At 36.5% G+C, this 25,060-nt stretch carries 23 protein-coding genes and 1 pseudogene; 13 read left to right on the forward strand and 11 right to left on the reverse strand.

All coding sequences use genetic code 11. The features are described 5' to 3' along the window. Positions 1–504: 504 nt before the first annotated feature. The 4 genes from G9H60_RS10395 (at position 505) to G9H60_RS10410 (ending at position 2,802) form a co-directional block, all read left to right on the forward strand. The gene (locus G9H60_RS10395) at positions 505–714 is read left to right on the forward strand and encodes a response regulator transcription factor (RefSeq protein WP_223143997.1); all 210 of its coding nucleotides are present in this window, start codon (positions 505–507) and stop codon (positions 712–714) included. A gap of 225 nt (positions 715–939) precedes the next feature. Beyond that, positions 940–1,167, forward strand: a complete 228-nt coding sequence (locus G9H60_RS10400; protein WP_223143998.1) for a hypothetical protein — start codon at positions 940–942, stop codon at positions 1,165–1,167. 566 nt (positions 1,168–1,733) lie between these two features. Next, the gene (locus G9H60_RS10405) at positions 1,734–2,267 is read left to right on the forward strand and encodes a stage II sporulation protein M (protein ID WP_223143999.1); all 534 of its coding nucleotides are present in this window, start codon (positions 1,734–1,736) and stop codon (positions 2,265–2,267) included. A gap of 28 nt (positions 2,268–2,295) precedes the next feature. Further along, entirely contained in the window at positions 2,296–2,802 is a 507-nt protein-coding gene (locus G9H60_RS10410) for a hypothetical protein (RefSeq protein WP_223144000.1), read from the forward strand. A 55-nt stretch (positions 2,803–2,857) separates the two neighbouring features. Here the strand turns inward: G9H60_RS10410 and pruA are convergent, their stop codons facing one another. Together pruA and G9H60_RS10420 are read right to left on the reverse strand one after the other, a co-directional pair. Then, complete coding sequence (gene pruA / locus G9H60_RS10415; protein ID WP_223144001.1) at positions 2,858–4,486, reverse strand: L-glutamate gamma-semialdehyde dehydrogenase; 1,629 nt, start codon at positions 4,484–4,486, stop codon at positions 2,858–2,860. Between the two features lie 51 nt (positions 4,487–4,537). Next, positions 4,538–5,254 (reverse strand): ComEA family DNA-binding protein, encoded by a 717-nt coding sequence (locus tag G9H60_RS10420; protein WP_223144002.1) that lies wholly within the window; start codon positions 5,252–5,254, stop codon positions 4,538–4,540. A 286-nt stretch (positions 5,255–5,540) separates the two neighbouring features. On the opposite strand from G9H60_RS10420, the gene rpoB reads away from it, so the two are divergent. The 6 genes from rpoB to G9H60_RS10450 all read left to right on the forward strand — a co-directional run bounded on the left by rpoB (position 5,541) and on the right by G9H60_RS10450 (position 15,401). Continuing rightward, positions 5,541–9,416 (forward strand): DNA-directed RNA polymerase subunit beta, encoded by a 3,876-nt coding sequence (rpoB, locus tag G9H60_RS10425; protein WP_223144003.1) that lies wholly within the window; start codon positions 5,541–5,543, stop codon positions 9,414–9,416. A gap of 61 nt (positions 9,417–9,477) precedes the next feature. After that, the gene (rpoC, locus tag G9H60_RS10430) at positions 9,478–13,806 is read left to right on the forward strand and encodes a DNA-directed RNA polymerase subunit beta' (protein ID WP_223144004.1); all 4,329 of its coding nucleotides are present in this window, start codon (positions 9,478–9,480) and stop codon (positions 13,804–13,806) included. 98 nt (positions 13,807–13,904) lie between these two features. Further along, positions 13,905–14,096, forward strand: a complete 192-nt coding sequence (locus tag G9H60_RS10435; RefSeq protein ID WP_223144005.1) for a response regulator transcription factor — start codon at positions 13,905–13,907, stop codon at positions 14,094–14,096. Positions 14,097–14,453: 357 nt separating this feature from the next. Beyond that, positions 14,454–14,642, forward strand: a complete 189-nt coding sequence (locus G9H60_RS10440) for a hypothetical protein (RefSeq protein WP_223144006.1) — start codon at positions 14,454–14,456, stop codon at positions 14,640–14,642. A gap of 11 nt (positions 14,643–14,653) precedes the next feature. Then, a complete protein-coding gene (locus G9H60_RS10445) occupies positions 14,654–14,836 on the forward strand; it encodes a class IIb bacteriocin, lactobin A/cerein 7B family (protein WP_223144007.1) in 183 nt (60 codons plus the stop codon). A 373-nt stretch (positions 14,837–15,209) separates the two neighbouring features. Next, positions 15,210–15,401, forward strand: coding sequence for a response regulator transcription factor (locus tag G9H60_RS10450; RefSeq protein WP_223144008.1), 192 nt, complete (start codon positions 15,210–15,212; stop codon positions 15,399–15,401). 18 nt (positions 15,402–15,419) lie between these two features. Here the strand turns inward: G9H60_RS10450 and G9H60_RS10455 are convergent. The 9 genes and pseudogenes from G9H60_RS10455 to G9H60_RS13455 form a co-directional block, all read right to left on the reverse strand. Next, positions 15,420–16,079, reverse strand: a pseudogene (locus tag G9H60_RS10455) (ATP-binding cassette domain-containing protein); the annotation flags it as partial. A gap of 95 nt (positions 16,080–16,174) precedes the next feature. After that, positions 16,175–17,506, reverse strand: coding sequence for a glycosyltransferase (locus tag G9H60_RS10465; RefSeq protein ID WP_223144011.1), 1,332 nt, complete (start codon positions 17,504–17,506; stop codon positions 16,175–16,177). A gap of 3 nt (positions 17,507–17,509) precedes the next feature. Further along, positions 17,510–18,070: a hypothetical protein gene (locus G9H60_RS10470; RefSeq protein ID WP_223144012.1), complete on the reverse strand. Its 561-nt coding sequence runs from the start codon at positions 18,068–18,070 to the stop codon at positions 17,510–17,512. Continuing rightward, positions 18,067–18,588, reverse strand: a complete 522-nt coding sequence (locus G9H60_RS10475) for a stage II sporulation protein M (RefSeq protein WP_223144013.1) — start codon at positions 18,586–18,588, stop codon at positions 18,067–18,069. The genes G9H60_RS10470 and G9H60_RS10475 overlap by 4 nt, the downstream gene beginning before the upstream one ends. Then, complete coding sequence (locus G9H60_RS10480) at positions 18,572–19,447, reverse strand: M48 family metallopeptidase (protein ID WP_223144014.1); 876 nt, start codon at positions 19,445–19,447, stop codon at positions 18,572–18,574. Before G9H60_RS10480 ends, G9H60_RS10475 begins: the two co-directional genes overlap by 17 nt. 63 nt (positions 19,448–19,510) lie before the next feature. Next, complete coding sequence (locus G9H60_RS10485) at positions 19,511–19,795, reverse strand: hypothetical protein (protein ID WP_223144015.1); 285 nt, start codon at positions 19,793–19,795, stop codon at positions 19,511–19,513. 729 nt (positions 19,796–20,524) lie between these two features. Further along, a complete protein-coding gene (locus tag G9H60_RS10490; protein WP_223144016.1) occupies positions 20,525–20,845 on the reverse strand; it encodes a hypothetical protein in 321 nt (106 codons plus the stop codon). Between the two features lie 28 nt (positions 20,846–20,873). Beyond that, a complete protein-coding gene (locus G9H60_RS10495; protein WP_223144017.1) occupies positions 20,874–21,143 on the reverse strand; it encodes a hypothetical protein in 270 nt (89 codons plus the stop codon). After that, positions 21,143–21,274: a hypothetical protein gene (locus G9H60_RS13455; RefSeq protein WP_262495130.1), complete on the reverse strand. Its 132-nt coding sequence runs from the start codon at positions 21,272–21,274 to the stop codon at positions 21,143–21,145. Before G9H60_RS13455 ends, G9H60_RS10495 begins: the two co-directional genes overlap by 1 nt. A 286-nt stretch (positions 21,275–21,560) precedes the next feature. On the opposite strand from G9H60_RS13455, the gene G9H60_RS10500 reads away from it, so the two are divergent. From G9H60_RS10500 to uxaC, 3 genes are all read left to right on the forward strand, one after another. Continuing rightward, positions 21,561–21,884: a DUF3467 domain-containing protein gene (locus tag G9H60_RS10500; protein ID WP_130924388.1), complete on the forward strand. Its 324-nt coding sequence runs from the start codon at positions 21,561–21,563 to the stop codon at positions 21,882–21,884. 108 nt (positions 21,885–21,992) lie between these two features. Further along, positions 21,993–23,453 carry a tagaturonate reductase gene (locus G9H60_RS10505; RefSeq protein ID WP_223144018.1) on the forward strand — a complete coding sequence of 487 codons (1,461 nt, stop codon included), beginning with the start codon at positions 21,993–21,995 and terminating at the stop codon, positions 23,451–23,453. A gap of 201 nt (positions 23,454–23,654) precedes the next feature. Continuing rightward, complete coding sequence (uxaC, locus tag G9H60_RS10510) at positions 23,655–25,058, forward strand: glucuronate isomerase (RefSeq protein WP_223144019.1); 1,404 nt, start codon at positions 23,655–23,657, stop codon at positions 25,056–25,058. Positions 25,059–25,060: the final 2 nt, after the last annotated feature.

Consider the following 25,060-nt stretch of genomic DNA (forward strand, 5'->3'; position numbering starts at 1 on the left):
GCGTTCATCCTGAGCCAGGATCAAACTCTCCATTGTAAATAATCTTTGGATGTTTGACTTTGCTCTTACTATTAAAATAAGAATTGTCATTATCCTTGTCTTGAATGCTATTTCTTCTCTTCATAACCATTTTAACTGGTTATGAACTTTTTCCTTTTATCAACACGTCAAAGAACTCTTTGTACTTCTCTCCTTAATTCCTTAAAAAATCTCAGGCAAAAAAAATTGAACTCTTAACAAGTTCGACTCTTTTTATTCCTTCTCTTTTTTAAGCCCTAAGGCCTCTGTACTTCGAACGACTGCCGTTGTAGTCGCTAAATCGGAGTGCAAAGATGTAGGTTTATTTTCCTTATTCCAAATCATTCCACAAAAAAAATTGAGATTTATTACTAATTCGCTGAATATCAAAGAGAAAATTTTTGAAAAAATTTAGTCTGCTTTCGTTATTTCATAACTTACCGTATTATTGCTCCCACAATAACCTAACCCTAATAATATACTTACATGAATCCACATGTCCAAAATGGAGATTTTACGCTCCGTGAACTGGAGATTATTTCACTAATCCAACAAGGAAATACCTCCCAGGAGATTGCCGAAGAACTTCACATCTCCGAATTCACCATCAAAAAACACCGAGAAAACATAGCTCGAAAGATTGGAAGCCATGGAAAAAAGGAATTCAGAAGATTCATTCGAAATTTTAAGGCTTGATCCTATTCGTGAAGAATCCCTCCCTCTAAAAAACAGAAATATTTCAAAAAATAGGAGAAAATAGGAGAACCGTAGGACATCATTCCCTACAAAGGACTTTTAAAAAACCAAGAGCTTTACATCAAGTTGGCCAAGCTTGGTGTATCCCGAAAAACCAGAAAAGAGTAGGGGCAATTATTTAGAATTTAACTGAATATGGAAAATTTGAAATCAAGTTTTGCATTGATGGCAGTTTGTTTTGCATTTGCAACTTTATCAAAATCTCCTCAGCAGAAATCAGGTAAAGTATGGCTGGCAATAACTCACGTAATGAGTGCAAGAGGCGCATCTGCAAATGCAACTACAGCTGTCGGAGCAATAGGTATCATGGATGCTGCAGCATGGGGATTTGCAGTTGGTTCTGTAGGTACTCCAGTTGCTGGCGCAGTTGCTGGGATTGCTGCTGGATTCTAATGATTATGGAGGGATTTATACCCTCCATGATTTTTTAAAAAATAAATTTTAAGAAAAAAATACTATAATTTCAAAATTGAAAAAAGTCAAGACCTTTAACAATTATAACTACTTCTGAAATGCGCGAAAAATCCTACTTTACTTGTGATAATTGCCACAATAAAATCTCCTTCTGGGAAACATTCAAAACTAATAAGAACAGTAAAACAATTTGTAATTTCTGTAATACTGAATTACATCCAATCAAAACAATTTCTTTCAATTGGTCTTTTTTTATTGGATTTATTTCAACTGTAATCCCTGCTGAAATTGTGTTAAAATACTATAATAGTGTTCCCATTGCTTTTTTTGTTGCATTATGCGGAGGGATATTATCAGTTTTAGGAATTGCATTTTATACATATAAATCTACGGAACTTAAAAGCTAACTCCATTAAATAAATTTAAGGATAAACATGACACTTCTTGAGTTTTAGTATTAAATGAGACGAGTGTAAAATCAGAAAATTGTTAACACTCCATTTTCTGCTATTTGACATGAAAATTAATACAATTAAAATGAGGTAATGAAAAAATATTTAATGAGCAAGTTCTTTAATTTATCTATTTCAATTTATATCGTCGGGTTTTTAACAGCTTTTTTCTTGAAAAACCATTTCATTGAATTAAAACCAAATTTGCTTTCTAATGACAACAAACTATTTTTAAATCTATCTCAATGGGAATTATTTTTATTAATCCTGAAAAATAATTCGTTAGTTTATTTTATTAATATTTCCGGGTTTCTAACCTTTGGCTTATTTACTGTTCTCAATACATTCTATAATGGATTTGTATTGGGCTATCTAATAACTACAATTAATCGAATTTTTCTTGATTCGGCTTTTTTTTACAAAAGAATAGCTCCTCATTCAATAGAAATAATAGGTATCATCATTTCTTCTACCTTAGGTTTTTATTTAACAAACTATGTTTTTAAAAATATATTTCTAAACAAAAAACCGAAATTCAATTTTAAACATTTCACTAGCTTATTCGTGCTTGGATTCATAATAATTTTAATCGCAGCATTTCTAGAATCATATGTTTCAGCTCACTAGGTTTTATACAATTTTTACTATTGCAATCTTGTCAATAATATTTTATGAAATTTCAGTATATGCAGGTATTTTGCAAGAGAACATTACTGGAAAATTTAATTCTTTTCAATCCTTTATTTTCCAAATAAATAACTTAACATCTGCAATATTTCCACTGTTGATTTACACATTTATATACATTACTACACAAATATTTTTTATATTTTTCAATATAGATAAAGAAAAAGCTTCCCTTTCAAAGATAATAAGTGTCGCTTTATTACCAGTAATAGTTTTCTCATTAGTTTACCTAGTAGTATTAATTCATTTTGTGAAAAATATTGATGGTCCAATGCCGCAAGAATTAAAAAACCTCAAATTAATATCTAGTTTTACTTTTAATGATTTCAAAAATATTGGATACCTATTTTGGGGACTATTTTATTTGATTTTAATTGTAGAAATAAAATCAAAGTTCGAGTTAAGTATTTTAAAGTCTCTAATAATTAATTTAACCCCAACTTCAATTGTGAGTATATTGATTCAAATTATATGAAATTTATTCATATTATTTGAATCAGGTGAACGCATTGAAATCAAAATCTTTAACTTTATCCCCCCAAAAACGGATACTTAAAATCCGTCGGAGAAGAGAATACTTCCTTAACTGTACGTGGGGAAACCCAACGAAGCAAATTCAAATAGGATCCGGCTTTATCATTCGTTCCCGAAGCACGTGCACCACCAAAAGGCTGTTGGCCCACTACCGCTCCTGTACATTTATCGTTTAAATATAAATTACCTGCCGCATTTTCTAAGGCTTTAGCCGCCTCAGACAAAGCATAAGTATCTTGAGAGAAAATGGCTCCTGTCAACGCATAAGCCGAGGTTTGATCCACCAAATGTAAAGTTGCAGCCCAATCTTGATCTGGATAAACATACACAGTCAATACCGGCCCAAAAATCTCCTCCTCCATGGTACGATAGTGGGGATTCGTTGTCAACAAAACTGTAGGTTCTACAAAATATCCTTTACTCGCATCAAAGCCTCCACCAGCAATGACTTCCACTTCCTTCGAATGTTTAGCTTCCTCTATATAAGAAGTAATCTTATCAAACGCTTTTTGATCAATGACCGCATTCACAAAATTCCCAAAATCCTCGGTCCCTCCTACTTTAATCTTAGCCAAATCAGCTTGCAGTTGACTTTTTACGGCAGGCCATAAACTGGCGGGCACATAAGCTCTTGAAGCTGCCGAACATTTTTGCCCTTGGTATTCAAAGGCGCCTCGGATTAATCCTGTTACCAATGCTTTCACATCAGCCGAGGCATGTGCTACCACAAAATCCTTCCCTCCTGTTTCTCCCACGATACGTGGATATGATTTATAGTTAGCGATATTGTTCCCAATATTCTGCCAAATGGTTTGAAAAACTTTGGTAGATCCCGTGAAGTGAATCCCCGCAAAATCACGATGTTTAAATACCACCTCCCCTGCTTCAGGACCATCAGCAAAAACCAAATTAATCACACCAGCTGGTAAACCTGCTTCTTCCAAAATTTGCATCAACAAGGCGGCAGAGTAAATCTGCTGAGGGGCCGGTTTCCAAACTACTGTATTCCCCATCATCGCTGGTGCTGCTGGTAAATTCCCAGCAATGGCCGTAAAATTGAAAGGGGTTAAGGCATATACAAATCCTTCTAATGGTCTATATTCCAATCGATTCCAAACACCAGGGGATGAAATCGGTTGGTCAGCATATATTTGAGTGGCATAATGAGCATTGAAGCGCAAGAAATCTACCCATTCACAGGCTGAATCAATCTCTGCCTGATAAGCATTTTTGGATTGCCCTAGCATGGTTCTGGCATTCAATTCCATGCGATATTTGTTCGCCGACAAATCAGCGGCTTTTAAAAAGATGGATACTCGTTCTTGCCAAGTCAATGCAGCCCAAGCCGCTCTGGCAGATAAAGCCGAATCTATTGCCTCCGCAATTTCTTTTTTCCCTCCTTCATAATAATAACCTAAAATATGCTGGTGATCGTGTGGACATGTCATGGCCACCTTCTTTGATCCTTGAACTGATTTTCCATGGATGCGCATGGAAACCTCCACTTGTTTATTACGTAATGTGTGAAGTGTATCTTGTAATAATTGGCGCTCAGAACTACCTACAGCATAAGAGTAGATGGGTTCATTGGTAGGTTGTGGTACCTTGAAAAATCCAGTTGACATATCCTTATATATAATGAAGTGTAAATTTTAAACAAAAGTACGGCATATTTCTCAAGGTTCAAATGAAAGATAAGGACTTAACCTTTGCCAAACCGCCTCATCCAATTGCTGTACTTTTTTTAAATCTTCCCAATTTTGAAATAGTCCATGTTGTTTACGATAATTCAAAATCAAATTGGCTTGTCGATAAGGCAAATAAGGATGCCTAAATTCTTTCCAATCTGACCTATTAATATATAGGTGTCGAAACACTCCTTTGCCGACATGAAACTGGGAACTATGTTCATTAATCCAAAGAGTATCCAAACCGTATACCTCCTTCAGTTGAGCTGTTCGATAAAAGCCCCCCAATTTATCCCGATAAGCTAAAATTCGTTTAGCAAAAGCTGGCCCTATACCTGGCAAGGCTATCCACGCTAAAGAATCTGCTTGGTTGATATCAATCTGCCAAACTTGCTTTTTGTCCCTTTTCAAATCCTTGGAAGAGAACGTGGATTTGTACGATTGATGGTCAACATAATAATAAGGAGACTTTCTCTTGGAATTAGTACGTAGGGGTTGATTTGACTTTTCCATCTCAATCAAAGTCTTGGTCCAATAAGTGGTTTGAGAAAAATTCGTCATTTGCTGTTGACTTTGGTATGCGATCCAACGGGAAAAGATATCGGCAAGTAATAAAAAAATAAATAAACTGAGTAGCCCCAGAATTTCGGAGCGCGTCATGCCCAGGGTAAAACGGAGGTAATAATGAACTTTATTTTTCCACATGTTTAGAACATCATAATGACAAGAATAGTATTTTTTTGTGGAGCCTTCTAGCTAAGCTATTGTTTATTAGAAAATTATCAGTAATTTTGCAGGCTATTTTAGGATTAAAGCCCTCTGGGCAAATCCGAAGAGTGGTTCCGAAACAACTTTTCTTTTCGTAGGGAAATGGTCAAGGGACACCACATCTTTTCATCTACGAGGCGTTCAGCTTGATTAATCTCTTCCAAAAGGAGGAGAATTTGTGCCCCTAGGGCCATTATTCACATTAATTAAAACGTATAAAGCCTTGAGTAACATCACTGCCACCGGAAGACACAGCTTTGCGAAAACGCAGAGTGTGATCAATTATCCAGATTTTCTGGATATCCAAATCCAATCCTTCCAAGATTTCTTCCAGCTAGAAACTGCAGCTGAAAATCGCACGGACGAGGGTTTATTTAAAGTATTTGCTGAAAATTTTCCAATCGCGGATTCGCGTGAAAATTTCGTTCTTTCATTCGTTGATTACTCAGTAGATCCGCCGAAATATTCGGTAGATGAGTGTATTGACCGTGGGTTAACGTATTCAGTGCCTTTAAAAGCCAAGTTGCGATTGATCTGTAATGACACAGACAACGAAGATTTCCAAACCATCGAACAAGAGGTTTTCTTGGGAAATATTCCTTACATGACAGAACGTGGATCCTTTGTGATCAACGGTGCTGAGCGTGTTATTGTATCGCAACTACACCGTTCACCGGGTGTATTCTTCGCACAATCGAAGCATACCAATGGTACGAAATTGTATTCGGCTCGTATTATTCCATTCAAGGGTTCTTGGATTGAATTTGCTACGGACGTAAACAATGTCATGTATGCCTACATTGACCGTAAGAAAAAGTTCCCTGTAACCGTTTTGCTTCGTGCGATCGGATACGGAAATGATAAAGACATCCTAGATTTATTCGGTTTAGCTGAAGAAATCAAAGTAGATAAAAAAATCATCAAAGGTATCGTTGGTCGTCGTTTGGCTGCAAGGGTTTTGAAAACTTGGCAGGAAGACTTCGTAGATGAGGATACAGGTGAGGTGGTTTCTATTGACCGTAATGAAATCTTGATTGAACGTGATACGGTGATTACAGAGAATGAAGTAGAGACGATTTTAGAATCAGGTTCTTCTACCGTTATTCTTCACAAAGATGATGTGAACGTTTCTGACTACAACATCATTTACAATACTTTACAAAAAGATACTTCCAACTCGGAAAAAGAGGCTGTTGAAGTTATTTATAAGCAATTACGTAACACGGATGCACCGGATGAGCAAACAGCTCGTGACATCATCCAAAACTTGTTCTTCTCAGACAAACGTTATGATTTAGGAGAAGTTGGTCGTTACCGTATTAATAAAAAGTTAGGCCACGACATCCCGATGGATGTGAAGGTATTGACGAAGGAAGATATCATTTCAATCGTGAAGTATTTGATCGGTTTGATCAACTCGCGCGCAGTTGTGGATGATATTGACCACTTATCTAACCGTCGTGTACGTACTGTAGGTGAGCAATTATATGCTCAGTTCGGTGTGGGTCTTGCTCGTATGGCTCGTACTATCAAAGAGCGTATGAACGTACGTGATAACGAAGATTTCAAGCCAGTTGATTTGATCAATGCTCGTACATTGTCTTCGGTGATTAATTCATTCTTTGGAACGAATCAGCTTTCTCAGTTTATGGATCAAACGAATCCATTGGCGGAGATTACACACAAAAGACGTATGTCGGCCCTAGGGCCAGGTGGTCTTTCTCGTGAAAGAGCTGGTTTTGAGGTTCGTGACGTTCACTACACGCACTACGGTCGTTTGTGTACGATTGAAACACCAGAGGGTCCAAACATTGGTTTGATTTCCTCACTTTGCGTTCATGCTAAAGTGAATTCCATGGGCTTTATTGAAACTCCATACCGTATTATTGACGGTGGTAAAGTGGATGTAAGTAGCCATGTACAATATTTGACTGCAGAGGAAGAAGATGGTAAGAACATTGTTCAAGCTAACGCTCCTATTGATATTAAGTCGGGTAAATTCTTATCTGATCGAGTGAAGGCTCGTTTTGAGGGTGACTTCCCATTGGTTAATCCATCGGAAGCACAGTATATGGACGTGGCACCTAACCAGATTGTTTCGGTGGCGGCTTCTATGATTCCTTTCTTGGAACATGATGATGCTAACCGTGCCTTGATGGGATCCAACATGCAACGTCAAGCGGTACCATTATTAAGACCAGAAGCTCCGATTGTAGGTACTGGTTTAGAGCACCGTGTAGCGATTGACTCAAGAACTTTGGTAGTTGCCGAAGGAGATGGAGTTATCGAGTACGTAGATGCCATGAAGATTGTGGTAAATTATGATCAAACGGAAGATGAAAAAGTCATCAGCTTTGATGGTTCTTCTAAGACGTATAAATTGATCAAGTTCCGTAGAACGAACCAGGATACTACCATCAACTTGAAGCCAATTGTTTTCAAAGGAGAGCGTGTTTCAAAAGGACAAGCACTTTGCGAAGGATATGCCACTCAAGGTGGAGAATTAGCTTTAGGACGTAACATGAAAGTGGCATTCATGCCATGGCAAGGTTACAACTTTGAGGATGCGATCGTAATCTCAGAGAAAGTTGTTCGTGATGATATCTTTACTTCCATCCATATTGAAGAGTTTGAATTAGAAGTTCGTGATACTAAACGTGGAGAAGAGGAATTAACTTCTGAAATCCCGAACGTATCGGAAGAGACTGTTCGTAACTTGGATGAAAACGGGGTTGTTCGCGTAGGATCTGATGTAAAAGAAGGAGATATTTTAATCGGTAAGATTACTCCAAAAGGAGAGTCTGATCCAACTCCAGAAGAAAAATTATTACGTGCCATCTTTGGTGACAAAGCCGGTGACGTGAAAGATGCTTCTAAGAAAGCACCTCCATCACTTAAAGGTGTGGTTATCGATACGAAATTGTTCTCTCGTCCTAAAAAGGATAAAGAAGAGCGTGAGAAGTCGAAAGCTGAGTTGAAAAAAGTGATGAAGCAATATGGTAAAGATTTGTTAGACATTCGTCGTATCATGATTGACAAGACTGTTGCCTTGTTGAACGGAAAGACGTCTAACGGAATCAAGCATAAATTCGGAACGGTGATTGTTGAGAAGGGTGTAAAATTCAGTGCGAAAAACATTGAAGAATTATTATTCCCTGACAAAAACTTATACCGTGATGAGAGCACATATGCTGTACCTGAAGAAGCCAATTTACTTTCTGATTTGATTGTAGAGGAAGCTACTGCTGATGCAGAATTAAATGCTCGTTTCTTACAGTTAATTAAGAACTACAACATTCGTCGTAATGAAATCGCTGGTCGATTCAAGCGTGAGCGTTTCGTGTTAGAAGTGGGTGATGAATTGCCTGCAGGTATCGTGAAATTAGCGAAGGTGTATGTAGCTAAGAAACGTAAGTTGAAAGTAGGAGATAAAATGGCGGGTCGTCACGGTAATAAGGGTGTTGTAGCTCGTATTGTACGTGAAGAAGATATGCCATTCTTGGAAGATGGAACACCAGTAGATATCGTATTGAATCCACTTGGGGTACCTTCTCGTATGAACTTAGGTCAGATTTACGAAACTGTATTAGGTTGGGCTGGACAAAAATTAGGTAAGCGTTATGCGACACCAATCTTTGACGGTGGAACTGAAGCAGAAGTAGCTGCTGAGTTAACTCTAGCTGGTTTACCAGATTGGGGCCGTACGTATTTATACAATGGTTTGACGGGTGATAAATTTGATCAACCAGTAACAGTAGGTATTATTTACATGCTGAAATTGGGCCACTTAGTGGATGATAAGATGCACGCTCGTTCGATTGGACCATACTCATTGATTACGCAACAACCATTGGGAGGTAAAGCTCAATTTGGAGGTCAGCGTTTTGGTGAGATGGAGGTATGGGCGCTTGAGGCCTTCGGAGCAGCGAATATCTTGCAAGAGATTTTGACTGTTAAATCCGATGACGTTATCGGCCGTGCTAAAGCATACGAAGCCATCGTAAAAGGTGAGAATATGCCAAAACCAAATATTCCAGAATCATTCAACGTATTGATTCATGAATTACGTGGTTTAGCATTAGAAATCACCCTAGAGTAAACATACATAGGGCTGGCAACGGCCCTTAACTAACATCATTTTCCAAAAAAATTAAACGAAAATGTCATTTAAAAAGACTAGAAAGCTGAATAGCGACTTCCAAAAGGTGACCATTTCATTGGCCTCACCTGAGTCGATCTTAGAAGGTTCAAATGGTGAAGTAACCCAACCGGAAACCATCAACTATAGAACATATAAGCCTGAGATGGGTGGATTGTTCTGTGAGAGAATCTTTGGACCTACCAAAGATTGGGAATGTCACTGTGGAAAATATAAGCGTATTCGTTACAAAGGCATCATTTGCGACCGCTGTGGTGTTGAGGTAACTGAGAAAAAAGTACGTCGTGAGCGTATGGGACACATTGAATTAGTGGTCCCAGTAGCGCATATTTGGTACTTCCGTAGCTTACCCAACAAAATTGGTTACATGCTCGGATTATCAACTAAGAAATTAGATCAAGTGATCTATTATGAACGATATGTGGTAGTTCAAGCCGGTATGTATGCTGAGGAAGGAAAGATAGGTTCTCAATACCTGGATTTCTTAACGGAAGATGAATACTTAGATATCTTGGATAAGTTGCCACGTGAGAACCAACATTTGCCGGATGAAGATCCACAGAAATTCATCGCTAAGATGGGTGCTGATGCATTGAACATGTTGTTGTCTCGTATCAACTTAGACGAATTATCAGCTGACTTGCGTCACTCGGCAGATACAGAATCTTCACAACAACGTAAAGCAGAAGCTTTGAAGCGTTTGAAGGTGGTAGAAGCTTTCCGTGAGTCGATTGGCCGTATTGATAACCGTCCAGAATGGATGATCATCAAAATGGTACCTGTAATTCCACCAGAATTACGTCCATTAGTTCCATTAGATGGAGGTCGTTTTGCGACTTCAGACTTGAACGATTTATACCGTCGTGTGATTATTCGTAATAATCGTTTGAAGCGTTTGATCGAGATCAAAGCTCCAGAGGTAATTTTACGTAATGAGAAGCGTATGTTGCAAGAGGCTGTTGACTCTTTGTTCGATAACTCTCGTAAAGTAAACGCAGTTCGTTCTGAAGGTAACCGTGCTTTGAAATCTCTTTCTGATATGTTGAAAGGAAAGCAAGGTCGTTTCCGTCAAAACTTATTAGGAAAGCGTGTTGACTACTCTGGTCGTTCGGTAATTGTGGTTGGACCAGAATTGAAAATGCATGAGTGTGGTCTTCCAAAAGACATGGCAGCTGAGCTTTTCAAACCGTTTGTTATCCGTAAGTTGATCGAGCGTGGTATCGTTAAAACAGTTAAATCTGCTAAGAAAATTGTGGATCGTAAAGATCCTGTCGTTTGGGATATTTTGGAAAATGTTATGAAAGGTCACCCGGTATTATTAAACCGTGCTCCTACATTGCACCGTTTGGGTATCCAAGCGTTCCAGCCTAAATTGATCGAAGGAAAAGCGATTCAATTACACCCATTGACTTGTACGGCATTCAACGCCGACTTTGACGGTGACCAGATGGCGGTTCACGTTCCACTAGGACATGAAGCGATTTTGGAAGCCTCTTTATTGATGTTGGCTTCACATAACATCCTTAACCCTGCCAACGGAGCACCAATCACGGTACCTTCTCAAGACATGGTTCTTGGATTGTATTATGTAACCAAAGGAAGAAAGTCGACTGAAACTCATAAAGTTGATGGTGAAGGCCGTCGCTTCTATGGTTTTGAAGAAGTGGTTATTGCTTTGAACGAAAAGAAATTATCGAAACATGCGAACATCGTGGTTAAAGCGAATGTACGTAAGGAAGATGGTTCTTTAGTAAGCGAAATGGTGGAGACTGTTGCAGGACGCGTATTGTTCAATCTTTGCGTACCGGAGCAAGTAGGTTACATCAATGAATTATTGACTAAAAAGAAATTGCAGCAGATCATTTCTCAAGTTCACAAAATTTGTGGAATGGCACGTACGGCTCAATTCTTGGATGATATCAAAGATTTAGGATTCCAGCAAGCCTTCCACGGCGGATTGTCGATGGGTATTGGTGATGTTCAGATTCCAGAGGAAAAAGCACATTTAGTGAAGAAGGCTCAGGAAGATGTACAAGCTGTTTGGGATAACTACTTAATGGGTTTAATCACAGATAACGAGCGTTACAATGCTGTTATTGACATCTGGACTAAAGTGAACTCGAAAATTACCGAGACATTAATGAAGCAGATGGAAGAGGACAACCAAGGATTCAATGCGATCTACATGATGATGCACTCTGGAGCCCGTGGTTCTCGTGAGCAAATTCGTCAGTTGGGTGGTATGCGTGGTTTGATGGCTAAGCCACAGAAGAACTTACAAGGTTCGGTTGGTGAGATCATCGAAAACCCTATCCTATCTAACTTTAAAGAAGGTCTAGACGTATTGGAGTACTTTATTTCAACACACGGTGCGCGTAAAGGTTTGGCAGATACTGCCTTGAAAACAGCCGATGCGGGTTATTTGACACGTCGTTTACATGACGTTGCTCAAGATGTGATTGTGAATGAAGAAGATTGCGGTACTTTGCGTGGTATTCAGGTGTTCCCATTGAAAGATAATGAGGAGATCATTGAGCCATTATCTGAGCGTATCTTAGGTCGTGTATCTGTACATGATGTATATGATCCTATCAGCAATGAGTTAATTGTAGCTTCTGGAGATGAAATCACTGAGATTGCAGCTAACAAAATTGATGAAACGGCGATTGAATCTGTTGAGATTCGTTCGGTATTAACTTGTGAAACTAGAAATGGTGTTTGTGCGAAATGTTACGGACGTAACTTAGCAACAGGCCACATGGTGGGTCAAGGAGAAGCTGTTGGTGTAATTGCATCACAGTCGATCGGTGAGCCAGGTACACAGTTGACATTACGTACATTCCACGTCGGTGGTACAGCACAAAACGTATCCTTAGATGCAAGTGTTAAAGCGAAGTTTGACGGTGTGATCAATTTTGAAGAAGTTCGTACGGTAAGTTCAACTGATTCAGAAGGAAATCCAGTAGAAATCGTAATGGGTCGTTCGGGTGAGGTTCAGATCATCAACCCTGCTAACAAGCAATTGTTGATTTCTAGCAACATTCCATACGGTTCCGTGATTCGTGTAAAAGATGGTCAAACCATTAAGAAAGGCGAAGAGATTTGTGCATGGGATCCGTACAATGCGGTTATTTTATCTGAAGCTGAAGGTAAGGTTGTGTTTGAAGCAATTGAAGAAAACAATACCTACAAAGAGGAAGCAGATGAGCAAACAGGATTACGCGAGAAGGTGATTATCGAATCTAAGGATAAGACAAAGAACCCTTCTGTATTGGTTGTAGCTAAAGGAAAAGAGGATTTGGTATATAACGTACCAGTAGGTGCTCGTTTGGCGATTGATGAAGGAGACAAAATCAAAGCTGGACAAATCATTGCGAAGATTCCACGTGCTGCGGGTAAAACTCGTGACATTACGGGAGGTCTTCCACGTGTAACAGAATTATTTGAAGCACGTAATCCATCTAACCCAGCGGTTGTTTCTGAGATTGACGGTGTTATTTCTTATGGTATCATCAAGCGTGGTAACCGTGAGATCATTGTTACTCCAAAAGAAGGAACAGAGCGTAAGTACTTGGTGCCATTGACTAAGTTTATCTTGGTACAAAACAATGACTTCGTACGTGCTGGAACGCCATTATCTGATGGAGCTATTACGCCTTCGGATATTTTATCAATCAAAGGACCAACAGCGGTACAAGAATACTTAGTAAATGAAATCCAAGATGTATACCGCTTACAAGGGGTAAAAATCAACGATAAGCATATTGAGTGTATCGTTCGTCAGATGATGCAGAAGGTTGAAATCTTGGATCCAGGTGATACTCAATTCTTACAGGGTCAAAACGTAGATCGTTTTGCCTTCCGTGAGGAGAATGACCAGATCATGGATAAGAAAGTGATCACAGAATCAGGTGATTCAGATAAGTACAAGCCAGGTATGATTATCTCTGCTCGTGCTTTACGTGATGAGAACTCCTCATTGAAGCGTAGAGATATGAAAGTGATGAAAGTACGTGATGCTCATGCAGCAGTATCTTCAGCAAATTTGCAAGGTATTACACAGGCATCTTTGGGTACTGAGTCATTCATCTCGGCAGCATCCTTCCAGGAAACCACGAAGGTGTTGTCTGAGGCATCGATTCGTGCAAAACAAGATACATTGGATGGCTTGAAGGAGAATGTAATAGTTGGACACTTGATTCCTGCGGGAACGGGAGTGCGCAGATACAAGGACTTCATTGTTACTCCAGTAGACGAGTTAAAGCAATTAGAAGCCAAAGTGGCAGCTAGCGAAGCAGAAGTTGCGGCAAAGGTTTCTGTTGAAAACTAGTCGAATTTAACTTGAATTAAAAGCCCTCTCAGGAAACTGAGGGGGCTTTTTTTATTATAAATGATTGCTTATATTAGAGTAAATAAACCACTAAAAACATGTCCACAATTCAATTAACCTTGCGTGAATTTCGCGTGGTGCAATTAGCTCAACAAGGCTGCAGTAATAAGGGAATTGCCAAACAATTGAATATTCAAGAATCAACGGTTAAAAGCCATCGAAAAAATATTATGAAAAAATTGGGCTTAAAAGGGAAAACTGAGTTTATACGGTATTTACTCAACAAATGATATAAAGTAGACCTACCGTTATTTCATTAACAAATTTTGTTTCATGGACATCTCATAGAAGTATTGTTTGTTATTCATTAGAAAATGGTAGTTCCCTTGTTCAACAATTTGTCCATTTTTCATCACCAAAATTTGGTCCGCTGAAACAATGGTAGAAAGTCGATGTGCAATAATTATTTTAAAAGGTAATTTCCTATAAAAATTATGCCCAAGATCCCACTAAAATACTACCAAAATACTACTTAGGTGGTATTGCCCAACTTACACCCAACTAATAAATTTACTTGAAGATTGGCCAATCTAGGAGAATCCTGAAAAACCTTAAACGAGTAGGGGAAATTTTTAAATTATAAAAAAATGAATTGTTTAGAATTAAAAAAAATAAATTTAATTGAATTGGACACTAATGAAATGTTGGAATCAGATGGAGGGTTTATTCCAATAATTATCTTAGGTTATACTGTTTTAACTGCAACCCAAACTGCAGCCGTATTTTTAACAGGAGTAGGTATAGGAGCTGCAGTAGCGGCATCACATCACCATTAAAAATAAATAATATGACTAATTTAAATAACTTAAACCAATATGATGTCTTAGAATTGGACAATGTTGAATTAGAAAAAACGGAAGGAGGTGCTGCTCCTTTAATATTAGTTGCTGGTGCCGTAGTGAGGGTTCTACTAGTTGGAGCACTCGTTGGATATGCAGTTTACAAAGCCGTAGATTGGTTAACTCATTAAATAACTTAAAATGGACTATTTGAAATTATTTTTTGAAAAATATGCTATCTGGACATTTTTAGCAGGGGTTTGTATTGGCGCTCTTGTAGCTCATAATCAATTACATGCTTAAATATTCAAGTTTAGAATTTGCAGAGCTCATAATCTCCTTTGAATTGGGGTTCGCAGATACAAGGACTTCATTGTTACTCCAGTAGACGAGTTAAAGCAATTAGAAGCAAAAGTGGCAGCTAGCGAAGCAGAAGTTGCGGCGAAGGTTTCGGTTGAAAACTCGTCTTCAACTATCTTGAATTAAGATCCCCTTCAGGAAACTGGAGGGGATTTTTTTATTATAAATGATTGATTATATTAGAATAAATAAACCACTAATAACATGTCCAACATTCAATTAACCATACGTGAATTTCGCGTATTGCAATTAGCTCAACAAGGCTGCAGTAATAAAGAAATTGCCCAACAATTGAATATTCAAGAATCAACCGTTAAGTGCCATCGAAGGAATATCATGAAAAAATTGGGCTTAAAAGGGAAGTCAGAATTTATAAGGTATTTAGTCAACAAATAATGTAAAGTAGACCTACCGTTATTTCATCAACAAATTTTGTTTCATGGACATTTCATAGAAGTATTGTTTGTTGTTCATAAGAAATTGGTAGTTCCCTTGTTCAACAATTTGTCCATTTTTCATCACCAAAATCTGGTCAGCTGAAACAATGGTAGAAAGTCGATGTGCAATAGTAATGATGGTTTTATTTTGTGCTAAATACTTAGTAAGTACATCTTGAATTAATCCTTCAGCTTGAGAATCCAAAGATGAAGTTGCTTCGTCCAATAACAAAATTTCTGGCTCTTTGTATAAAGCCCGTGCAATGGCTATACGCTGTTTTTGTCCCCCAGATAGCATTGCCCTGTTTTCCCCTAATTGTGTTTGATACCCATTGGGTAATTTTTCAACGAACTCAGAAATACCTAATTCTTGACAAAGTTGAACTACTCTTTTTATATCGGGGAAAGATTGCCCCAAGGCAATATTATCAATAATATTGCCAGAAAATAGGCTAATTTGTTGAGGAACAACTCCGATCAAATGCCTTAAACTTTGTTAATGAATTGAATCCAAGGAAAACCCTCCAATAAAAATCTTACCGGTACTTATTGCATAAAGATTTTGCAAAATTGCAAAAATAGTTGTCTTACCACTCCCACTTTCACCTACAATGGCTGTCATTTTATTCACTGGAAAAACAGCATCAAAATCTTTAAAAGATTAAAAACATTCTACTACAAAAAATTAGTTGTGATTATCTAAATAAATTGTTCATCCAAAAAAGAAAGGACTTAATATCTGCCCAATAAATCTAAAATTATTTTTTCTTCATCGTATTGATTTATGCATATCTCCTTAAACAATTTAATTGACTCTTTGAAAGATTTATCAGTAAGAAGTAATTTTATTTTTAACCAAATATCATTTTTAGAATCTTTATTAATGTCTCCCAATAGTCCAATATTTTTAAACTCAATCTTTTGTGCATTTCCAAATTGGTCTATTTCAAGAGGGTAAGCTATCATTGGAGTTGTTGTAGAAATACTTTCTTTTATTGAGTTAAGACCACCATGAGTAATAAAAATATCACATTCATGCAAAAGGGCTAATTGTGGAATAAACTTGAAGATATGCAAATATTTCAAATCAATTCCTGATAAATTAATATCTTGACCCCCGAGAGAAAATATTCCTACCATTCCAGGCTCTTGAGATAGAATAGAGTTTATTTTAATAATAAATGTTACTATACAATTTAGTCTATTAACATAAACTGACCCAAATGATATATAAATTATTATTTTCCCTGCGTTTTTTGCTTTGCAAATTATAGAGTTTAAATCTGGATAATCGGTTAATAATTGTTGATTTGAAGGAGTAACTAGTCCAAGATAATATTGAAATTCCTTTTTTCTTTTACTAAGCTCCAATTCAAATGGTGCTGTTATGAGCTCTGGGATATTTCTAAAACTGAGAAAAAGATAATTATCATATAAAGGATAATGATTTGTGCAGAAACCTTCACTTTTAATTCGGTATTTAATTTGTGAATTATCATCATATCCTAAATAAATAATCTTAGAAATAAAATTATTTTTGATTCTTCTAAATTTTCTTTCTAATTCTTCAAGGTAAATTTTTGTCCTATCTGTTAATTTAAGAGAACTGTCAATGTATGGAATTCCTTCATATTGATAGCATGATAACATTGTTTGAAGAAAACACACTTTGATACTATTTTCAAATAGATACTTGTAAGAAGGTATAAAATCAGTACTTAAATAAGCGTCTATAAAAACTAAATCAGGTTTAATTAAGGCTAAGGCTTGAATAAGTTCATTCTTTCTTTTTTCATAAACATCATCTTTGAGTTTATTTTTTAATCTAGTAAGATAAGGAATGGTTAAGCCTTGACTTTTTGCAATATCAACATCTAAATTTAGTCCGAATGGAATAGTGGAAGATATAAAAAAATCAAAACCCAAACTTGTGACATAGGCTTTTATATTTTCTGGACCGAAATAAATAACTTTAAAACCATTTTTACCTAATATTTCGCTTACACTATGGGCAGCTCGCAAATGGCCTAGTAATGGAGGAACTATAAATAATGCCTTTTTCATTCGTCAAATTGCAAATAAAACATAAACAATTGACACTGAAAACAAAAGAAATAAAGAGGTGATTGCAATATCAAAAATTGAATTTACCCCACCAAATTTCAATTCTATTCCAAATATAAAAATAGCCAATACTGTAAATATTAAATCAAGATATTTACATATCTCAGCATAATAACCATCATTTAGTTGTTCAATTTTAAAATCAGGTGCTAAAGATTTTATTTCATCACTAAATACTAATATTAAAAAAAACAACTTAATTATCTCATTAGTGATAAGTACATAAATAGCAAAATTGGTCGATGCTAAATAAATTTCGTTTGAAATATCTATATTTTGCCATCGAACTAGATACCAAGGAATTACAAATATTATACAAATAACTACAAATGAAACTAAGCAAGAGATACTTAACGTAAGTAAGCTACTAATTCTCGTAATTAATATTATAGAGTCATTAAGGACAGAAATAATCATTTCACTCCTTACTATTCCATTAACCCAAATGATGATAATATAATAAAACAATATTTTTAATGTTTTTGAAAACACTAACTCTTTCATGATGAAATAAACGTTTCAATTAATGCAGAAACAAACAATAAAAAAGTTGGTAAAATAAACTCTTCAATCCTTGGAAGATGCATCAAATAAAGTCTTGACTCAAATAAAATTCCTTTAAAGAAAAAATAACCTTTCAACCCTATACATCCAAATAAGCAATAGGCAAATATTTCAGTTGGAGCATGTGGTAAAACTTGATTTATGAAAATATTTGTAGCATTAATGTTTGTATTTTGTAACGTTTTATATAACAACCCAAGTGTAAATCCATTCCAAATAAAAACAAGGATAGTCATTAGACCACCAGTAAAAAATCCAATTATTGAAGTAAAAAATCCTACAATAAAGTTGTTGAAAAATATTTTTTTAAAGGTTGCTATATAATCAATTGGGCTAATATTTGTAAATATTTTAAGCAATAATGGCTTATCATTGTTTGATATTAATCCTAAGTAAAAGCCTACCACTCCAAGTAGAATACATAATATGCTTCTTCTAAAATTATATCTTCCCCACATTTTCTAATCGTTCTGTTAAATTTGGATAATTAATAGCCCATTTCTCTAACCCTCCTTGAGTGATTAAATTTAGTTTGATTAGGAATGCCTGATATTTATCACTACCCATAATTTTTGCAGCGTATAAATCTGCATCCTTTTCCAATTTTCTCTGTATTATTCCCAAGAATAATAATGATCCCCCCCCTAAAATAATACCAGCATAAATCCCAATAAATAAGTGCTTATACTCAAATAATCTTAAATAAGGGAACACAATAAAAGTTGATAAAACATAAATCGTGACATAAATTAAATTAGCTAAAAATAATTTGCGAAGATGATTTAATTCAGAATGCCCCACTTCGTGTAAAAGCAAACATTTCATCTCATCTTCAGATAATTCTCTTACCATTGGTTTCCCGACTAAAATTATTTTAAGAAAAGGAACCAAGCCAGTCGCATAAGCATTTAATATATCTTTATTAATTATCCTGACATTAATTTTCTTAGAAAGAACATTATCAATCCAATTTTGATATTCATTACCTACATGAAAATCTCTTTGATTTAATAAATAATAAACTGGATGAACTACATAATTGTAAGTAATAGGCACAGTGGCAAATACCACTGAAAAAATCACCCCAGAAAATAGCTCGCTGATATACCCAAATCTTAAATACAGTTCTAAAACAATATATAGAAATATTGTTAAAATTGAGAAACTAAAAATATCTGATTTCCAATCAATCTTTTTAATGAATAGAAATCCATTTCCTGATAATACACTAATAAAAATAAATACCAAATACTTAATAAGTATAAATATTCCACTTAAAAATAATGCCAACAATAGATTGCTAGTAGTTATATACATGATTTGGTGGGGTTTGAGTTTAACCTATGAAGAGATGGTAGGTTCTCTTCATAGGTGTAAATTTTAAAGGGCACCCGCGCCAGCTCCCACAATTCCACCAATAACTGCACCGGCAGGACCTCCAACGCAACCAATTTGTGCTCCTAACCATGCTCCAGCATAGGCTCCAGCCATTGCCCCAACATAACCACCTACTCCAGCTGCTCCGTTGATTACATGGTTATTTGAAGTAACATGAGAAGCGGCCCAAGAACCTAAATTTGCGTTTAATTCGCTACTAGTTTCCTTTATACCAACTACTGCAGAAATACATGTAATTATTCCAATAATGATTGTCTTATTTTTCATTGATTTAAAATTAAAAGGATTAAACACCTACTCTCTTTCAGGCTTTTCGGTTAGCGCCTTTGTCCATTGCAATGACATGTCAAAACTAGTTAATACAAAGGCCTTAAAAAATCCCACCTAGGTAGTAATTTGGTGGTATTTTAGTAGGAGATCAGTTAAGGATTGGGGCAATTTACCCCATCATCCATTCTCTCTTATGGAAATACATCTAAATAATCACTTATAAAAGATGACATGCTTCAAGCTCCTATATTATAATGATCCGAACAATCATCCATGGAAGTAAGCAACAATAAACCTGAAAAACATGGGAGAGTAAGTCATCAAAATATAGGCTATTAATCCTCCTAGAAAGAACCAGATGCTAAATTTCAGCTTCATCATTCAAAATAAATTTACTTGACAATATAATTAAGCCTTAAATCTAGAAGCCAGATGATACTCGAATATAGGCTACTTCTAACGAGCGTTTCAAAATGTTCAATATCCTATAGTATCTGCCATTCATAGGCTTTAGTGTATTTCGGATAATTGCATTAATAGCCCTTACTTATTAATCCAAACAAGTAAGATTTCTATCTTTCGAATTAAAAAATCCACCCAGTCGGGCAAAATTTCTATTTAAGTAATGAGTTAAGGCATTTATAAATTATCATACCAATAATTCCGCAAATAGCTAGTAAATAATAATTTGGCTTTTTTTTCATATGATTCGAAAAATTAACTTCCCTACCAATTTAATAAGCCCACTAACCCAAACGGCCGCTCAAACCATAGATAAATTCCATATAGAATGAAAGCCAAAGTGGCTATTCGAGATTCTTGAAAAAGGAGTGGATATCGACTTTGATCTATGAACATGCTTCCCAACAAATAGAGGCTTAGGATAATCAAGCCTACCAAAACATAACGAGTATCTACTACAAAATAGGTAAAGGGAATCCAATCCAAGGTTTTGATAAAATCCACCGTCGGTATGATGAGTGAAGCCAACACGAGGAATATATTGGCGTACCAAGACGTCCAACGAAAGGATAGTAAATTATTCATGGTCCTACATGTAGATATTTTGATTTGACTATTCAGAAGGATAAAAACTTTGTCCATTCAATCGCTTTCGCTCATACACCTTTGCCTTGTTCGATTTATTATCGATAATCATATATCCAGACTGGTGTAATATCGGATTAAATATATCCACACCTTGATATCGTTTATTGATTTTCAATATGGGAATTGGACTGGGGACGACCAATTTCTTGACAGGCGAAGTACTCGTAGAAAAAAACAGAAATATGGCTAGGTTGATCACGATCAAATCCAAGCTCCAAGAATTTAGCTTGCTCATTATATTTTCTTGGAAGACGCTTGATAATAACCTTTGAGATATCCATTTTTTATCTCTTTGAAATTAATGGCAATCAAAAACGCCAAACATACGAATGCTATAAATAGCAAACGGCCTGCAAATTCTTTCATAATTATTACTGGTTAGGTGACAGGATAACGGGCTTATTGTACCAAATCATGGAGAAAAAAGCCTCAGCAAAGATGGCTATTCCAAAAATAATGTTTCTTGCGAAAACGCAAGAAATAAATATTACCTCTAAAATATCAAGTTTGAATTCCATCGAATTAGCCCAATACTCCTTCTTTACTGCGCCACTATCAATTGATAATTCCCCAAATTAGTCCCCTGAAAAAGACGCTTATACACGCAATATTCCTAATATTTCTTTAAATTTAAGCTTGCTATTTTTATACTATGAAAAATCCAAATCCCGAAGAAAACCAGTTAAACATTGAATTGCCTGAAGAGATTGCAGAAGGCGCTTATGTGAATCTTGCCCTCATCGCTCACTCTCCCTCTGAATTTGTTATGGACTTTATTCGAATTTTACCTGGAATTCCAAAAGGAAAGGTGAAATCGCGAATCGTCATGACGCCCGATCATGCTCAACGTTTATTGATGGCGCTTCAGGAAAATATTCAACGCTATGAAGAGGCCTTTGGACCCATTGCCAAGGACTTAGATAACCCTGGTTTTCAATTTCCTATGAACTATAATGGCCCCATAGGCGAAGCGTAAACGTTTGCATTTTCATTTGATTAAAATAGGCCTAAATTTTTACGAATTCATAGGGTAAATACCCTTACTTTTCTACTTTAGAAAGGTATATTAACCATTTTTATATTAATGGCCATGCCCATTCTCAATCAAAAAATAATTAGCGAAGGTGCAATTAACACCAAGCTTGACTTACAATATCCCTCTCCAGAAGTATTTACTTATCCGGAGAAAATCCTGCAATTTGGAACAGGTGTCCTGTTGAGAGGTCTCTGTGACTACTTTGTGGATAAAGCCAATCGCAAAGGTGTCTTCAAAGGACGTGTCGTTTTAGTTAAATCTACTGCCAAGGGTGGTGCAGATGCCTTCGAAGCACAAGATGGTTTATACACACATTGTATCAACGGCATCGATGAAGGGAAAGAAGTGGAGGAATATTTAATTAATTCATCCATTTCCAGAACATTAACTGCCTCCAAAGAATGGGATTCCATTTTGGCCTGCGCAAGCAGTCCAGATATGCAAATCATCATCTCCAATACCACGGAAGTTGGCATACAATATGTCGCCAATGATGCCATCAGTGGTGGATGCCCAGCCTCTTTCCCCGCTAAATTAGTAGCATTTCTACATGCCCGTTGGCAACATTTCAGTGGAAGTAAAGAATCAGGGATGGTCATCATCCCCACGGAATTGATCATCAACAATGGAGATGTATTGAAGGATATTGTATTAAAATTAGCCCATGATCATCAGTTACCGGCCGACTTCATTCAATGGCTTCATACTGCCAATCATTTTTGCAATTCCTTGGTAGACCGTATCGTACCTGGTGCACCAGATCCTGCAACTAAAGCCGCCATTTGTGAACAATTAGGATATGAAGACTCCTTGGTCATTATTTCAGAAGTTTATCGCTTATGGGCCATTCAAGGAAGTTCAGAAGTTAAGAAAATATTGAGTTTTGCATCCGTTGATTCAGGTGTGGTGATTGCTGAAGACATTGAAATTTATCGTGAGTTGAAACTCCGTTTATTGAACGGAACTCATACCCTCATGTGCGGTATGTCCTATTTATTAGGTTTCCGTCTAGTCAAAGATGTTATGAGCAATTCGTATTTGAGCAAATTGGTGATGAACCTGATGCTGACCGAATTAGCCCACTCCATTCCATATAAAATGGATTTCAAAATTGCCGATCGCTTTGGTCGTTCGGTTTTGGACCGCTTTAAAAACCCGTTCATCAACCATAAATTGATTGATATCACGGTTCAGTACACCACCAAAATGAGAATGCGTAACATTCCTCTATTGGTGAATTATTACCAGATTTTCGGAAAAGCCCCTGAGCTATTTGCCATGGGTTTTGCGGCTTATTTACAGTTCATGCATGCCGTGAAAGTAGAAGATGGCAAATATTTTGGGGAATGTAATGGAGAATTCTACCCCATTCAATGCGACTATGCCGCTTATTTTTATGAGGCTTGGAAAGATTTAAACTTAACAACATTATTGGCTGATGAGAAGCTTTGGGGGCATGATTTAAGTGCTTTGCCAGGCTTTGAAGATGCGGTGAAGAAATACCTTTAATAGGGATTAGGGATTAGGGATTAGGGATTAGGGATTAGGGATTAGGGATTAGGGATTAGGGATTAGGGATTAGGGATTAGGGATTAGGGATTAGGGATTAGGGAAAAAGCAGACTTGAATTTGCATCTACTCGAAATCTACAAATAATATCCTTTCATTTTTTACATTCTTCATTCTACATTCTACATTAATTAAAACACGATGAAGGCTTTTTTAAACGAAGATTTTTTATTGCAGTCGGGCACCGCTCAGACTTTATACCATCAATATGCGGCTCAAATGCCCATCATTGATTACCATAATCATTTAGTACCACAACAAATTGCGGAAGACAAGCAATTCGATAATATTACTCAAATTTGGCTCTATGGCGACCATTATAAATGGAGAGCGATGCGGGCTCATGGGGTAAATGAACGTTTCATCACAGGCGATGCAAGTGATGAAGAAAAATTCATGAAATGGGCTGAAACAGTTCCATATACCATGCGTAATCCTTTGTACCATTGGACTCATTTGGAATTGCAGCGCTATTTTGGCGTTACAGAAGTACTAAATGCAGAATCTGGAAAACGTATTTATGATCATTGCTCTGCATTATTGCGCAGCAAAGAATACTCAGTTCGGAATTTGTTGAGAAAAATGAATGTCAAAGCACTTTGTACAACAGACGATCCTATCGACAATTTGGCATATCACCAAGCAATTGCAGCCAGTGGTTTTGAGATCAAAGTATTACCTACTTTCCGTCCAGATAAAGCCATGGCAGTTGATGATGAATTAACTTTCATTGAATATGTTAATGCTTTAAGTGAAGTAACTGGCAAACAAATCAATCAACTACAAGATTTTAAAGATGCCATTCAAGAGCGTCATGATTTCTTCCATTCAGTAGGTTGCCGATTAAGTGACCATGGTTTGGAACATATCTATGCAGAAGATTATACAGAAGAAGAAATTGAGCTTATTTTCACTCGACTACATTCAGGTAAAACCATCAACAAAAAAGAAAAATGGCAGTTCAAATCAGCCATGTTAGTATTTTTTGCTCATTTAGATCATGCCAAAGGATGGACACAACAATTCCATTTAGGTGCTTTGAGAAATAATAATAATCGACTATTGAGTAGTTTAGGGCCGGATACGGGTTTTGATTCTATCGGAGATTTTGAACAAGCGAAGTCATTGTCGAAATTTTTAAATACCCTAGACACTACCAATCAATTAGCAAAGACGATTCTATATAACTTGAATCCAAGAGACAATGAATTGTTTGCTACCATGACTGGAAATTTTCAAGATGGAACAATTGTTGGAAAGATTCAATTTGGCTCAGGATGGTGGTTTTTGGATCAAAAAGACGGCATGGAAAAGCAAATCAATGCCTTGTCGAATATGGGAATGTTAAGTCATTTTGTTGGTATGTTAACTGATTCCCGCAGTTTCTTATCTTTTCCAAGACATGAGTATTTTAGAAGAATCCTTTGTAATTTGATTGGTCAAGATGTGGAAAATGGCGAATTGCCAGCAGATATGGAATGGTTAGGGAAATTGGTAAAAGACATCTCGTATACCAATGCTTCCCAATTTTTTAATTTTGAATAAAG

Source organism: Aquirufa aurantiipilula, assembly GCF_019923745.1.
Classification (GTDB): domain Bacteria; phylum Bacteroidota; class Bacteroidia; order Cytophagales; family Spirosomataceae; genus Aquirufa; species Aquirufa aurantiipilula.